The following is a 14213-nucleotide window of genomic DNA, read 5'->3' as shown; positions in this document are numbered from 1 at the left end:
TTCTGCCAGAGTTCTCTCCTGTTTGACTGATTGAAGTCGGAGAGGACCACATGCCGAAGTCGATGGACCGCACCAGGTGCGGCGCGGTATGCGCGCTCGCGACCCTGGCTTTGTCGGCCGCGCTGACTTCGGCGGTGGCCGCCCCGACGCCCCCGGAATCCCCGCGCATTCCGTTCGCCGAGCGCTTCCACATCACCGGGCACGGCGGCATCGCGCGGGCCGCCGGTACCTCGGTGACCTGCCGGCCCGCACCGCACCGGGCGGGGCCCGCCGGCCCGCCCTGTGCGGCGTCCCGACGGACCGACCGCACCACCGTCGCCCGAACGGCGTACCTCGACGCCGACGAGGACCGGCGCGCCGTCGGCTCCAGCAGCGCCCGGCTGCGGCTGCCGGCCGGCTCCCGGGTGCGCTACGCCCGGCTCTACTGGGGCGGCGACCTGCGTCCCGGTGGGCCCCGGGCGGCCCGGACCACCGGTCAGGTGCTGCTCGCCGGGCCCCGCGGCCGGTACGAGGAGGTGCGCGCGGACGGCCCGATCGGGCGCCGCAGCACCGCCTGGACCGACACCTACCAGGCGTCCGCGGACGTCACCGCCCTGGTGCGGCGCGGCGGGCCGGGCACGTACACGGTGGCCCAGGAGGCCACCGGGCACCGGGCGGCGCGGGCCGGGACCCGGGGCGGCTGGGTGCTGGTGGCCGCCTACGAGAACCCGCGGGAGCCGCTGCGGCGGCTGACGCTGTGGGACGGATTCGAGGCGCTGGGCGGGAAGCGCCGGGCGCTCGCGGTGGAACTGCCCGGGCTGCGCATTCCGGCGCATTCCCGGGGACGGGCCGGAGTCGTGGCCTACCACGGAACGCCCGGAACCCACGGAAAAATCTCCGCCCGAGCCGGTCGCATTACTCCGGTCGCGCTCCGTGGTGCGGCCGATCCAGCGAATGAGGGGCGGCAATCGATGCGCCCGAATTCCGGTCGGCAGGCGCCGGATGGGGCCACATACCACAACGCCCTCGGTTTTGATTCCGATGTCTTCGACCTGACGCCGGCGCTCCGGTCCGGAGGCGACCGGCTGGCATTCCGCTTCACCACCCGAAAGGCGGGTTATTTGCTCGGCGCGCTCTTCGTCCAGGCCGATCTCCGGCGCTGAGCGGCGGGCTTCGGCAATTCCCGCGGAGTTTTTGACAGCTCGGTAATCAGGGAGCAGTGCGCGTGCCGCCACAAGACCCGCCGTCCCAGGAGCGGCTCACGGTCCTGCATGTGTCCCAGCCGGTCGACGGCGGGATCGCCCGGGTCGTCGCCGGCCTGGTCCGTTCCCAGGTGGCGGCCGGGCTGCGGGTGGTGGTGGCCGCGCCGCCCGGCGGCACCCTGCACGTGGAGGCCGCGGTCGCGGGCGCCGAGGTGGTGCTCTGGCCGGCCCGCGGCGCCCTCGGCACGGCGCTGTCCGCGTCGGCGCGGCTGGCCCGGCTCGTCCGGCGCACCGGCCCGCACCTCGTGCACTCCCACGGTGCCCGGGCCGGGTACGCCGTCCGGCGGGCGGTGCGCGGGCGGATCCCCACCGTCCACCAGCCGCACTGCTGGCCGTTCGAGGACGGTGGGCCGGCGGGCCGCACGGCGCGGGTCTGGGAGCGGTACGCGGCCCGCTGGACGCACCGGATGCTGTGTGTGAGCGAGGCGCAGCGGGCGCGCGGGACGGCCGTGGGCGTGACCGGCCGCTGGGTGGTGATCCCCAACGGCGTGGACCTGCGGCGGTTCGCCCCCGCCGACGACGACGGCCGGGCGGCGCTGCGCACGTCCCTGCCCGCGCTGCGCGACGCGGTGCCGGCCGGGGCGCCGCTGGTGGTGTGCGTGGCGCAGCTGTTCCCGCAGAAGGGCCTGCCGACGCTGCTGCGGGCCTGGCCCCAGGTGACGGCGGCGGTCCCCGACGCGCGCCTGGCGCTGGTCGGCGACGGGCCGGACCGGGCGGCGCTGCTCCGGGCCGCGCCGCCCGGCGTGCTCTTCACCGGCGCCGCCGACAGCGTCGCCCCCTGGTACCAGGCGGCGGACCTGGTGGTGGTGCCGTCCCGGTGGGAGGGCATGGCGCTGGTCCCCCTGGAGGCGATGGCCTGCGGCCGGGCCGTGGTGCTCAGCGACGTCGGCGGGGCCCGCGAGTGCCTGCCGGCGGACGCCGCGGACGGCTGCCTGGTGCCGCCGGGCGACCCGGCCGCGCTGGCCCGGGCCGTCATCACCCTGCTGGCCGACCCCGAACGGCGGACAGCGCTCGGCGAGCGGCTGCGGGACCACGTGCGGATGGCCCACGACGGGCAGCGGGCGGCCGGCGCGGTGCTGAACCTCTACCGGGAACTGCTGGCGGTGCCGCCCGTCCTGACCGTGCCGCGGGCCGAGCGATGACCGCCGAGCGCGCGGACGCTCCGCCGGCGCACGCGGGGCGGCACGCCCGGCCGCCCGCCGGGGCACTGCCCCGCCCCGCCGCCCCGGCCGCCGCCCCGGTGGCACCGACGCCCCCCGGCCGGGCCGTGCCGCGCCGGGCCGTCCCCGTCCTGCTGGCGGCGACCGACGCGCTGGCCACGGCCGGCGCGACCCTCCTCGTCGACACCGACCCGGCACTGCTCGCGGGCCTGGTGCCGGTCCTGCTGCTGCTCAACTCCCGGGCCGGGCTCTACCGTCCGGGCCCGGCCCCGGCCGCGTTGGACGAGGTGGCACCGCTGCTGGGCCGGGCCGCCGCCGGCTGGTGCGCGGCGGGCGCGGCGCTGGCCGCGCTGCACCCCGGGCTCGCGCTGGGCCCGGTCGCCCTGCCCGTCGCGGTGGCCGCCCAGGCGGCGCTGGCCGCCACCGCCCGGGCCGTGGTGTACCGGGCGCGACGTGCCACCGCCCGGCGCCGGCCGCGGTCGACGCTGCTGGTCGGCCCCGAACCGGTCGCCCGGCAGCTGGCCGCGGCGCTGCTGGCGCACCCCGAGTACGGGCTGCGCCCGGTGGGCCTGGTGCCGACCGGGCCGGCCGCGCCGCAGGGCGCCCCGGCGGGCGCGGCGCCGCCGCTGCTCCGCTCGTCCGACGCGCTGACCCGTGCCGTCATCCGGTACACCGTCCGCGACGCGGTGTTCCTGCTGCCGCCGGAGAGCGACCCGTACGCCGCGGCGCTGCTGCGCCGGTTCCTCGGCCAGGGCACCGCCGTCTGGCTGGCCGGCGCCGCCGCGGCCCGCGACGGCCGGCCGCCGGGGCCCGGCACCGGCCACCTGTGGGGGTTCGCCTGCCGGCCGTGGGAGGCCGGCCGCCCCCGGCCCGGCGGACCGGCCAAGCGGGCGCTGGACCTCGTCCTGGCGTCGGCGGCGCTGCTGTTGACGCTGCCGCTGCTGCTCGGCTGCGCGCTGGCGGTACGGCTGGTGGACGGGCCCGGGGTGTTCTGCCGGCTGCCCCGTCTGGGCCAGGACGGCCGCCGCTGCGCCCTGCTGCGCTTCCGCATCGCGCGCCCCGGCACCCCGCCCGGCGGCCTGGGCCGCTGGCTGCGGCGCACCTCGCTGGACGGGCTGCCGCAGCTGTGGAACGTGCTGCGCGGCGAGCTGAGCCTGGTCGGGCCGCGCCCCGAACGCCCGTCCCGGGCCGCCGAGTTCACCCGCCGTCACCCCGGCTACGCCGCCCGTCACCGGATGCCGCCGGGCCTGACCGGCCTGGCCCAGGTGCACGGGCTGCGCGACGGCGCCCGCGCCGAGGAGCGGGCGCGCTTCGACAACCTCTACATCGACGGCTGGTCGCCGGGAGGGGACCTGCGGATCCTGCTGCGGGCCGCGGCCCGACCGCTGTTCCGGCGGGAGGACGGATGACCCCGACCACCCCGACCGACCGCTCCGCGCAGCCGCGGCACCGCCGCGCGCGGCCCCCCGACGAGGCCGACCCGGCCGCTGACCAGGCCACCCTGGCCGCTACCCCTGGAGGGATCCGGTGAAAGTCCTGCACGTCATCACCGGCCTCGAAGTGGGCGGCGCCGCGCAGCAGCTGCGGCTGCTGCTGCGGCGGCTGCCCGCCCACTGCGAGGTCGTCACCCTGACCCGCCCCGGCCCGCTCGCCGAGGCCATCGAGGCGGACGGCACCCGCGTCACCCACCTCGACATGACCGGCAACCGCGACCTGTCGGTGCTCCGCCGCCTGGCCGGCCTGATCCGCGCCGCCGACCCCGACCTCGTCCACACCCACCTCTACCGGGCCTGCGTCTACGGCCGGATCGCCGCCCGGATGGCCGGCGTCCGGGCGGTGGTCGCCACCGAGCACTCGCTGGGCGACGCGGTCATCGAGGGCCGGCGGCTGACCCGCGGCGTCCGCACCCTGTACCGGGCCACCGAACGGCTGGGCTCGGCCACCGTCGCGGTCTCCGACACCGTCGCCGCCCGACTCCGCCGCTGGGGCGTCCCCGCGCGGCGGATCCACGTGGTGCCCAACGGCATCGAGGCGCACCGCTTCGCCTACGACCCGGCGGCCCGGGCCGCGCTCCGGGCCCGACTCGGCCTGCCGCACGACGCGTTCGTGGTCGGCGGCGCGGGCCGGCTGGTGCCCGGCAAACGGTTCGACGTCCTGGTCCGCGCGATCACCCAACTCCCCGGCGTCCACCTGCTGCTGGCCGGCGACGGACCGGAGCGGGAGCTGCTGCGGCGGATGGCCGGGCAGTTCGGCTCCGGCGACCGGATCCACCTGCTCGGCGCCTACGGCGGCGCGGACGGCCCGGTGCCCGGCGACGGGCCGGACATCCCCAGGATGCTGTCGGCCATCGACGTCTTCGTCTCCCCCTCCCCCGACCAGGCGTTCGGCCTGGCGACCCTGGAGGCCCTGGCGTCCGGTCTGCACGTCCTCTACGGCAGCTGCCCGGCCGTCGACGACCTCCCCGACGACCAGGCCCCCGGCGCCCACCGCTTCGGCCACGGCGTCCACGAACTGGCCACCGCACTGCGGGAGTTGCGCCGCACCGAGCCCGGTCGGCTGCCCGTGCCCCCGGTGGTGCGCCGCTACGACATCGACCGCAGCGCCCAGCAACTGATGGCCGTCTACGAGCAGGCCCGCGACGCGACGCGACGGGCCCGCCCGGCGGCGAAGCTCACCGCGCCTCCCGTGGGGCCCCCGCCCCAGGGCCTGCCCCCGGGCTTCACGCTGCCCGACCCGTCGCCGGCCCCGGCCCCGGACGGGCACTCGCTCTCCAAGCGCTGACGGGCGACAGGGGCGGCACACGAAGCGGTGGAGGGGCGGCACCGGCCGCCCCTCCACCGCTTTCCGTCGCCGGCCGCCTCACTGGCAGCGGTCGACCGCCTCGATCGTGCGGGCCGCCTCGCCCAACGCCGCCCGCAGCACCGCCGGGTCGGTGGCGTCGGCGTACGCGCCGTCCGGCGGCACCAGCCAGCCGGTGCCCTGCACCGGCGGCTCCGGTGCCGCGCCGCCCTCCGGCCCGCCCAGGGGGATTCCGCGCCCGGACGTCTGCGTACAGGCGCTGCCCGGCACGTCCCACCCGGCGGCCGTCCCCGGCGGGACCAGGAAACCGAGGGTGTCGCAGGCGCCGTCGTGCAGCACCGGGCCGACGCCGTCCCGCAGTCGCAGGATGTCCACCGCCTCCAGTCCCTGCCGGGCCGGCACCGTGACCAGGTCACAGGGCTGGGCGACGATCCCGGGGGCGATGCGCCCCTCGCGGCCCGCGACCCGGCCCGCGGACTCCTTGCCGCCCCTGCTGACGCCGGTCTCCCACACGGAGAACCCCTCCTCCTGCACGCGCCACACCCTTTACACCGTCTTCAACGGAGAAACGCGTCAACAGCTACGGCGGCGGAACGCTGCAAAGGATGGCACTTCATGGCGGATCGAGGGTGAGATATTCCGGTTTGTAGCCAAACACAGGGTGGCGGACCCGTCACAGCCGGTACCGTCGTCCCGCCGCACCGCCAGGACGCGGCGAGGTCACACGATGGCACGGAGGAGGGTCGGCCTGGTGGATCGGGGTCGGGCCCGGCCGTGATCCACCGGGCCGCCCCTGGGGCACGGAGAGGTCCGCCATGGCGTCGCAAGCTCAACGTCCAGCGTCGTCCCGCACCGCACCCGCCCGCCCGAACACCGCCTTCCGACAGCTGCGCGGCCGGCTGTCGCCCGGCGAGTTCGCGGCGGCGGTCCGACGGTCCGCCCGTGAGATCGGCGAGCAGGTCTCGTGCGACGCCCGCTATGTGGGCCGCGTCGAGTCCGGGGAGATCCGGTGCCCGAACTACGCCTACGAACGGGTGTTCCGGCACATGTTCCCGGGGCTGACGCTGCCCGACATGGGGTTCGCGCCGCGGGAGACGGTACGCGGACGGCGGGCGCCGAAGGGGCGGGCGGCGTCGGGCACTCCGGTGGAGCAGGTGCTCGCACCGGGCGGCCCCGCGTCCCTGGCGACCGACCCCGACCACCGCGATACCCGTATCCAGAACTGCGAGGAGAGCGACGTGCTACGTCGCGCGTTCATCACCGGCGGCCCGGCGGCCGCCCTGGGCCTGGCCGGCCTCTGTCCGCCCGGCCCCGCGCCGCACGCATCGATCCCCCGGCCGTCGAGCCCGCTCGACCAGGGCAGGGCGCCGTCGCCCGACGGCTTCGCCGCGACCGTGCCCGGACCCCGAACCGCCCCCGGCGGCCGGGCCGGCGCCGCCGAGGCCACCGCCGTCGAGGAGGCCGTCCGCCGGATCCGCCTGCTGGACGACCGGCACGGCGCCGACGGCCTCTACCACCGCGCCACCCAACCCCTGCGCATCGCCTACGAACTGCTCGACGCCGGCGTCCAACGCCGCGCGGTCTACGACCGGTTGCACGCCGGCGCCGGCGAACTCGCCATCTCCGTGGGCTGGCTGGCGCACGACTCCGGCCGCTTCGAGGACGCCCGCTCGCACTACGCCGAAGCGCTGTCCACCGCCCGGGTCTGCGGCGACGCCGCCCTGGAGGCGCACGCGTTCTGCAACACCGCGTTCCTGGCCCGCGACGCCGGCCGGCCGCGCGAGGCGGTGCGGGCCGCACAGGCCGCCCAGCAGGCCGCCAAGCGGCTCGGCTCGCCGCGGCTGCGGTCGCTGCTGGCGCTGCGCGAGGCCGGCGGCTGGGCCGGGCTCGGCGACCGCACCGGCTGCACGCAGGCGCTGGCCCGGGCCGAGCGGCTGTTCGCGGCCGGGCCGAGCGAACGCGACCCGGAGTGGATGACCTTCTACGGGGAGGCCGAACTGGCCGGCCTCACGGCGCAGTGCTGGTCCGCGCTGGGCGAGCGGGGGCGGGCGGCGGAGCTGGCCCGCCACGCGGTGGCACTGCAGGATCCGCACTTCACCCGCAACATCGCGCTGTTCACCGCGGAGCTGGCCGGCAACCTCGCGGCCAGCGGCGCCGCCGAGGAGGCCGCCGCGGCGGCCCTCCAGACGCTCGCCCTGCTGACGCAGGTCCGCTCGGCCCGGATCCGGGCGATGCTGGACGCCGTCGCCCACACGCTCCGCCCGTACCGCAGCTGCGCCCCGGTCGCCGCGTTCCTGGGGCGGTACCGGGCGGCCGGCGACCCCGCGCGGCGCCAGCCGTCCTGACCCCCCGGTGCAAGCACCGGCTCCACCGGTGCGGCTGACGCCGCGCCCCCAAACCGGGTGCCGGCTCAGTCGAGGTGGCCGGTGTCGTTCCAGCTCACCACGGCCGGCTCGCCGTAGGCCCAGCCGAGCACCGACAGGGAGGTCGGCGCCAGCCGGAGCCGCGCCGCGAAGGAGACGTCCAGGCCCAGCCAGCGCGCGCCCAGCACCCGCAGGATGTGGCCGTGCGCGAAGACCAGCACGTCGCGGTCGGCCGAGCGCGCCCAGTCGACCACCGCGTCGGCCCGCGCGCAGACCTCGGCGAGCGTCTCGCCCGCCGGCACCCCGTCCCGCCAGATCAGCCAGTCCGGCCGGTCGGCCTTGATCTGCGCCGGGGTCAGCCCCTCGTACGCGCCGTAGTCGATCTCCAGCAGCGCGTCCCACTCCTGGGCCCGCGGCCCGAAGCCGGCCAGCTCGCAGGTCTCCTTGGCGCGCACCAGGGGGCTGGTGCGGACCTCGACGTCCGGCAGGCCGTCCCAGGGGGCGTGGTGCAGCCGCTCGCCCAGCAGCTTGGCGCCCCGGCGTCCCTCGTCGAGCAGGGGGATGTCGGTGCGTCCGGTGTGCCGTCCGGAGACGGACCACTCCGTCTGTCCGTGCCTGGCCAGGAGAATGCGCGGTGCCATGGGTCGTACCTCTCGCCGGATTCCCGGCTTGTCGTCGTGCTCGGCTGGGCGCGGGCGGCGCTGACCGCGGCCCTTCCATCATCGCGTACCCGCCGGGAAGCCGGCCGGGGGCCTCGGCCGAGGACCCGGCGCCGGCCGATCCGCCGCACCGGGGTCCGCCCTGCCCAGGGGCCCCGCGCGGGCGAAGCCGAGCGCCGGGGAGGATGCGCGAGCTCGGGGACCGGTGCCCGTACCGGGGGTGTGAGATGCCAGACTTCGGCGGGTGAACGTTTCCCGCGAAAGCCGACCGAGCCTGCGGAAGCAGTTGACCGAGCTGCGCGGACCCGGCGTGCGCCCCCGCTCGCTGGACGCCCGCGCGCTCGCCGCGCTCGCCGCCAACCCCGGCTGCCGGCGCCGGGCGCTGCTGGACGGCGCCGGCGTCGACAAGGGCGCGCTGGCCCGCGCGCTGGGCTCGCCCGCGGCGTACGGCCAGTCCCAGTTCGCCCTGGTCCGCGGCAACTCCTTCGAGGCCCGGGTGAAGGCCGACGGCGGCCTGGAGCTGCTGCGGCTGGTGTGCGAGCGGCTCGCGCCGGGCACGGCGGTGCCGGAGGACGGCGCGGTCGCCCGGCCCGACCTGTCCGCGGCCGGCCCCGAGGGCCGGGCGGCGCGCACCGCGCTGGCGCTGCGCGAGGCGACCGCGGCCGGCGGCTGGGCGCTGCTGGACCACCCCCTGCTGGCCATGGAGGTCGCCGGCTCCCCCGCCTACGTGGAGCCGGACGCGGTGGTGGTGCACCCGGACGGCAGCTGGACGGTCGTCGAGATCAAGTCCTTCCCGATGATCGACGGGACCGCGGACGCCGCCAAGGTCGGCGCCGCGGCCCGGCAGGCCGCCGTGTACGTCCTCGCCCTGGAGGCGGTGGCGGAGCACACCGCGGCGCACACCGGCCGCCCCGCCCGGGTCCGCGACCGGGCGCTGCTGGTCTGCCCCAAGGACTTCTCCAACCTCCCGACGGCCGCCGCCGTCGACGTCCGCAAGCAACGCGCCACCACCCGGCGCCAGTTGGCCCGGCTCACCCGCGTCGAGGAGATCGCCGCCGCGCTGCCCGCCGGGACCACCTTCGACCTGCGGCTGGCCGACGACGGCCAGACCCCGACCCGCCCGGCCGCAGAACTGGCCGAGGCGGTGGAGACGGTCACCGCCGCCTACGCCCCGGAGTGCCTGGCCGCCTGCGAACTGGCCTTCCACTGCCGCCGGCGGTCCCGCCAGGACGGCGCGGTGGAGAGCCTGGGCCGCGGCCTGCGGGGCGAGTTGGGCGGACTGCGCACCATCGAGGAGGCGCTGGCGGCGGCCGGCGGCGCACCGGAGGCGGACCCCGACGACCCGGCCGTGCAGGCCCTCCGCACCGCCGCCGCACTGCGCGCCGCGGCGCTCTCCGGCCGCACGCCCCGTCAGGGAGAGGACACATGTCGCTGATCGAGACGCTGGCCCGGATGGAGGCGGTGGCCGCGGGCCGCGCCCAGCCGCTGACCACGGTCCGCCACCGCCACCTCGCCGAACGCCCGCTGGTCCTGGTGCCGTTGACCACCGCCGGTGAGGCCGGCGCCCCGCTGGGTGCCCTGGTCGGCACGGACCGGGAGAAGCCGCTGCTGCTGACGGTCCCCCAGCCCCGCGACCGCGACCTGCGGTTCGGGTTCCTCGCCGACCTCGCCGAGGCGGTGCTGCCCTATGTGGACGGCTTCGCCGACGACGTCGAATTCGAGGAGCGCAAGGAGACCGACGCGGAGACCGGCCAGAAGGTCCCGGTGCAGGTCGAACTGTGCACCGACGCGCCACAGGTGATCGTGCCCAGCGCGGCCGGCATCGACTACGTCCGGCTGCTGGGCCGCTCCATGCGGTTCCGGCGGACGGCCGAGCAGGAGCCGGAGACGCCGCACCCCGCGCCGCCGCACGTCCCGCTGCTGGGCCGCTGGTTCACGCACCTCGGCGAGCGGGCCCGGGTGCCCGGCGCCGGTCTGCTGCTGTCCATGACGGGCCTGCTGACCCGTCACTGGGCGACCGGCCAGAGCGTCCTGGAGGACCAGCACCTGGGCGCGCTGCTCGCCTGGATCGCCCCGCCGCCCGGCGTACCGGCCCCGCGGGCGGCCGAGTACGCCGAGGCGGCGCGCGACGCGGACGGCCAACTGCGCTGCCCGCCGGCCGGTCCCGCCACCGACCCGGCGTTCGACAACCGGCTGCTGGCGCCCGCGATGGCCGGCTACGACGCCGGTCTGCCCGGCGCCGAGGAGGCCCTGCGCGCCCTCGTCGAGAGCCAGCTGCGGCCCACCTGGGACGCCGTCTGGCAGGGTATCGACCTGCTCCGCGGCCTTCCCGAGGGCGCCCGGGTCGCCGACCGCTGGAAGCGCGACCGCTGGTCGTACACCGCCCACCGCGACCGGATCCGGGCCGGGGAGCCGCCGCAGCCCAAACAGGACGACGCGGTCACCGCCGCCCGGAAGCTCGCCGCCCGGGAGGCCGCGCAGGCCCAACTGGACGCCCAGGAAGCCCTGGACGACCCGCTGGTGATGGCCGCCCGGCGGCTGGCCGGCGAGGCGCTGTACGGCACGGTCACCGCCGTCGAGATGGCGTTCTCCGAGGGCCGGCGGCCGATGCCGCGCCCCCTGGTGACGCTGCACACCGACGACCGCCCCCCGCTGTCCGAGGGCGTCAAGGTCCACCGCCCGCTGGCCGACGGCCGCACCCAGACCGCCGAGTTCGTCGCGTACGCCGCGGGCCCCGAGGACGCCGAGGGCGCGCCGGTGTTCCGGCTCACCGGCGGGATGGGACGCGGCCGCACTCCCGAGCCGGGCTCGGTCCCGGAGCCCGGCGAGACGACCTGCTGGACGCTCTTCGAGCACGCCCCGCGCGGCGGCCCGGGCCTGCCGGAGCCGGAGGACACCCCGTGGACGCACGGCGGCCCGCCGTCCGGCCCCGGCGACGCGCCGCCCGCCGCGCCCGACCCGGTGACCCTTGAGGACTTCCTGTGACCGGATCGCCCCGCCGCCGTCCGGCCCCGGCGCCGCGCGGCCACCGCCCGACGCCCGCCCACCCCCCGGAGAGCGCCCCGGCATGACGCCCCCTCAGCCCCTGCCCGTCCCGCCGCCGGTCGACCCCGCCGCGGCGGCGGCGAAGGCCACCGAAGCGATCCTCCACGACACCCTGCACAGCCCCCGGCGCGGCGTGGTCGTCGACTCCCCGCCGGGCGCCGGGAAGTCCACCCTGGTGGTCCGCGCCGCCCGCGAACTGGCCGCCGCGGGCCGCCGGTTGATGATCGTCGCGCAGACCAACGCCCAGGTCGACGACCTCGTGCTGCGGCTCGCCGCGAAGGACCCCGAACTCCCCGTCGGCCGCCTGCACAGCAGCGAGCCCGGCGCCTTCGACCCGGCCCTCGCGGACCTCCCCGCCGTCCGCACCTCCGCCAGGATCGCCGACCTCACCGCCCTGGACGTCGTCGTCTCCACCGCCGCCAAGTGGGCCTACACCAAGGTCGAGGAGCCCTGGCGGCACGCCATCGTGGACGAGGCGTACCAGATGCGCTCGGACGCGCTGCTGAGCGTCGCCGGCCTCTTCGAGCGGGCACTGTTCGTCGGCGACCCGGGCCAGCTGGACCCCTTCAGCGTCGTCGGCGCCGACCAGTGGGCCGGCCTCTCCTACGACCCCTCCGCCAGCGCCGTCGCCACCCTCCTCGCCCACAACCCCGACCTGCCGCAGCACCGGCTCCCCGTCTCCTGGCGCCTGCCGGCCTCCGCCGCTCCCCTCGTCTCCGGCGCCTTCTACCCGTACACGCCGTTCCGCAGCGGCACCGGCCCCGGCGACCGGCGGCTGGCGTTCGGCGTGCGCGGCGACGGCTCGGCCGTGGACCGCGTGCTGGACGAGGCCGCGGAGTCCGGCTGGGGCCTGCTGGAGCTGCCCGCCCGGCACACCCCGCGGACGGACCCGGAGGCGGTCCGCGCCGTCGCCGGGGTCGTCCGCCGGCTGCTGGACCGCGGCGGGGCCGCCACCAGCGAGCACGCAGGCGCCCCGGAGCCGCTGACGGCCGCCCGGATCGCGGTCAGCACCGCCCACCGCGACCAGGCCGCGGCGGTCCGCGCCGCCCTCGCCGGGCTGGGCGTGACCGGTGTCACGGTGGACACCGCCAACCGCCTCCAGGGCCGCGAGTTCGACGTCACCGTCGTCCTCCACCCGCTCTCCGGCCGCCCCGACGCGACCGCCTTCCACCTGGAGACCGGCCGCCTGTGCGTGCTCGCCTCCCGGCACCGGCACGCCTGCATCGTCGTCTGCCGCGCCGGCGTCACCGAGCTGCTGGACGAACACCCCGCCACGGAACCGGTCCAACTCGGCGTCACCGTGAAGTTCCCGGACGGCTGGGAGGCCAACCACGCGGTCCTCGCCCATCTCGCGGAACACCGGGTGGCCTGGCGCCCTTGACCGGACGGAGTCCGGCACGCCGCCGGAGGCGGCCCGGAGTTACCGCCCCGGACGGCTGGGAGGCCAACCACGCGGTCCTCGCCCATCTCGCGGAACACCGGGTGGCCTGGCGGGCGTGATCGTCCCGCGCACCGCGGCTCCGGGCCCCCTTGCGCGGAGCGGGACAATGGAATGCGGCAGACAACGATGGAGGTAGGTACATGTCCGAGCCGCAGTCGGCTCCCGATCCCCGCGGTACGGCGCCCGCCCCCCGCCGCATGAAACCCGCGCAGCTGCTGTTCGAGCCGCCCGAGGCCACCGCCGATCCCGAGCACTTCTTCGGGCTGGAGTCGATGGAGGACCCCGGCGCCCTGCTCGCCCGCGCGACCGAACTCACCATCGCCTTCCGGGCGGCGGCGGACCGCGCGACGGAGTTCCAGGCGATGGCCGCCGCGCAGCTGACCGACCCCCGTCGCTTCGACCGGCTGCCGCTCGCGGAGGTCGCCGAGCGGGCCGACTGGACCGAGGACTACGCGCAGAAGATGGTCGAGTTCGGCCAGAGCCTGATGCGCAGCGGCAGCACCGTGCCGCCGGACATCGACTGAGCGCCGGTGCGTCGGCGGGTGGGCACGCGGGCGCCGCGGGGCAAGGGGCCGGGCGGCCCGGGAGCCTTCGCGCGTCGGCCGGCACCCCCGTCGATCGCCCCGGCCCCCGTCACATACGTAACATACGTCACAGGTGCCCCTCTCGGCTCATGACCCAAGATCATGAGCCGCTGGCATATGCAGGGAGGGGAAGATACTCCCCGGCGCCCTGCCCTGTCCTGATTTCCGCCAATCGACTCGGCAGCGGCACGGGAAGTCGATAGAACCTGTCCCATGAGCGACTGGCTGCCTGAGACTCCCCGGAACCTGGCCTTCCCGACCACGGCGTACGTGACCCTCGCCGGGGCCGACTGGCTCGCCTCCGCCAGCCCGCACCCGGAGGGGATGCACATGCTGTGGGCGGAGCGGCCCACGGCGCCGAGCGTGCTGCCGTGCGGGGCGGTCTTCGACGTGATCAACGCCCCGGCGCTCTTCGGCCGGCGCATGGTGGACCGCCTGTGGTCGGCCGGGCCCGGGTCGGGTCCGGTGGCCACCCACCGGGGCCGGATCCTGCTCTTCGCCTCCCCCGGCACCGCGCAGCGGCTGCCCGCGCTGCTGGCCTGGGAGGAGTGGGGCAGCGCGGTGCCGCACCTGCTGTGTCACGGCAGCGGGGACGCGGTGACGGTGCCACCGCTGCACCCCCGTCCCGCCACCGCCCGCCCGGGGACGGCGCGGGCCGCGGGCGCCGGGCGCGGGCGGGCGGTCGGACACCCCGCCGAGGGCGCCGAGCCGGGCGACCCCGCGGCGTCCACCGGTTCCCGCTGGCTGGTGGCGCCGGACGTCCGCGACCCCTGGCTGCCGGGGCCCGACGTGCTGTTGTGGGCCTGTGTGCGCGCCGCCCGCGGCGCGCTCGGCGCCGACCAGGAGACCGCCCGCCCGCACCAGGAGCCCGCCGTGCACACCGCGGACACCGCGCTGACGGGCGGCTGAGGACCATCGATT

General features: G+C 77.4%; 13 protein-coding genes. 11 read left to right on the top strand and 2 right to left on the bottom strand.

Going from position 1 to position 14213, the window contains the following annotated elements; genetic code table 11:
* The first annotated feature begins 62 nt into the window (after positions 1-62).
* The 5 genes from SNOUR_RS25265 to SNOUR_RS25250 all read left to right on the top strand — a co-directional run bounded on the left by SNOUR_RS25265 (position 63) and on the right by SNOUR_RS25250 (position 5182).
* Entirely contained in the window at positions 63-1142 is a 1080-nt protein-coding gene (locus tag SNOUR_RS25265; RefSeq protein ID WP_312633619.1) for a hypothetical protein, read from the top strand.
* A 62-nt stretch (positions 1143-1204) separates the two neighbouring features.
* The gene (locus SNOUR_RS25260) at positions 1205-2383 is read left to right on the top strand and encodes a glycosyltransferase family 4 protein (protein WP_067351233.1); all 1179 of its coding nucleotides are present in this window, start codon (positions 1205-1207) and stop codon (positions 2381-2383) included.
* Positions 2380-3810, top strand: coding sequence for a sugar transferase (locus SNOUR_RS25255; RefSeq protein WP_067351230.1), 1431 nt, complete (start codon positions 2380-2382; stop codon positions 3808-3810). The genes SNOUR_RS25260 and SNOUR_RS25255 overlap by 4 nt, the downstream gene beginning before the upstream one ends.
* A complete protein-coding gene (locus SNOUR_RS48475) occupies positions 3807-3932 on the top strand; it encodes a hypothetical protein (RefSeq protein WP_312633616.1) in 126 nt (41 codons plus the stop codon). Before SNOUR_RS25255 ends, SNOUR_RS48475 begins: the two co-directional genes overlap by 4 nt.
* Positions 3929-5182, top strand: a complete 1254-nt coding sequence (locus SNOUR_RS25250) for a glycosyltransferase (RefSeq protein WP_067351226.1) — start codon at positions 3929-3931, stop codon at positions 5180-5182. Before SNOUR_RS48475 ends, SNOUR_RS25250 begins: the two co-directional genes overlap by 4 nt.
* Before the next feature lie 78 nt (positions 5183-5260).
* Here the strand turns inward: SNOUR_RS25250 and SNOUR_RS25245 are convergent, their stop codons facing one another.
* On the bottom strand, positions 5261-5743 hold the full coding sequence (locus SNOUR_RS25245) for a hypothetical protein (RefSeq protein ID WP_079142871.1): 483 nt from the start codon (positions 5741-5743) through the stop codon (positions 5261-5263).
* Between the two features lie 272 nt (positions 5744-6015).
* On the opposite strand from SNOUR_RS25245, the gene SNOUR_RS25240 reads away from it, so the two are divergent.
* Positions 6016-7545, top strand: a complete 1530-nt coding sequence (locus tag SNOUR_RS25240; RefSeq protein WP_067351223.1) for an NsdA family TPR-like regulatory protein — start codon at positions 6016-6018, stop codon at positions 7543-7545.
* 65 nt (positions 7546-7610) lie between these two features.
* Here the strand turns inward: SNOUR_RS25240 and SNOUR_RS25235 are convergent, their stop codons facing one another.
* Complete coding sequence (locus SNOUR_RS25235) at positions 7611-8204, bottom strand: histidine phosphatase family protein (RefSeq protein ID WP_067351221.1); 594 nt, start codon at positions 8202-8204, stop codon at positions 7611-7613.
* A gap of 262 nt (positions 8205-8466) precedes the next feature.
* On the opposite strand from SNOUR_RS25235, the gene SNOUR_RS25230 reads away from it, so the two are divergent.
* The 5 genes from SNOUR_RS25230 to SNOUR_RS25210 all read left to right on the top strand — a co-directional run bounded on the left by SNOUR_RS25230 (position 8467) and on the right by SNOUR_RS25210 (position 14201).
* Complete coding sequence (locus SNOUR_RS25230; RefSeq protein ID WP_067351218.1) at positions 8467-9657, top strand: hypothetical protein; 1191 nt, start codon at positions 8467-8469, stop codon at positions 9655-9657.
* The gene (locus SNOUR_RS25225; RefSeq protein WP_067351215.1) at positions 9648-11207 is read left to right on the top strand and encodes a hypothetical protein; all 1560 of its coding nucleotides are present in this window, start codon (positions 9648-9650) and stop codon (positions 11205-11207) included. Before SNOUR_RS25230 ends, SNOUR_RS25225 begins: the two co-directional genes overlap by 10 nt.
* An 82-nt stretch (positions 11208-11289) precedes the next feature.
* On the top strand, positions 11290-12648 hold the full coding sequence (locus tag SNOUR_RS25220; RefSeq protein ID WP_067351212.1) for an AAA domain-containing protein: 1359 nt from the start codon (positions 11290-11292) through the stop codon (positions 12646-12648).
* Positions 12649-12848: 200 nt separating this feature from the next.
* A complete protein-coding gene (locus tag SNOUR_RS25215) occupies positions 12849-13232 on the top strand; it encodes a DUF8844 domain-containing protein (RefSeq protein WP_174717897.1) in 384 nt (127 codons plus the stop codon).
* A 273-nt stretch (positions 13233-13505) separates the two neighbouring features.
* Positions 13506-14201, top strand: a complete 696-nt coding sequence (locus SNOUR_RS25210; RefSeq protein WP_067351209.1) for a bifunctional DNA primase/polymerase — start codon at positions 13506-13508, stop codon at positions 14199-14201.
* Positions 14202-14213 lie beyond the last annotated feature (12 nt).

This window comes from Streptomyces noursei ATCC 11455, from assembly GCF_001704275.1.
Lineage (GTDB): Bacteria > Actinomycetota > Actinomycetes > Streptomycetales > Streptomycetaceae > Streptomyces > Streptomyces noursei.
This window is presented reverse-complemented; position numbering and strand designations above follow the sequence as displayed.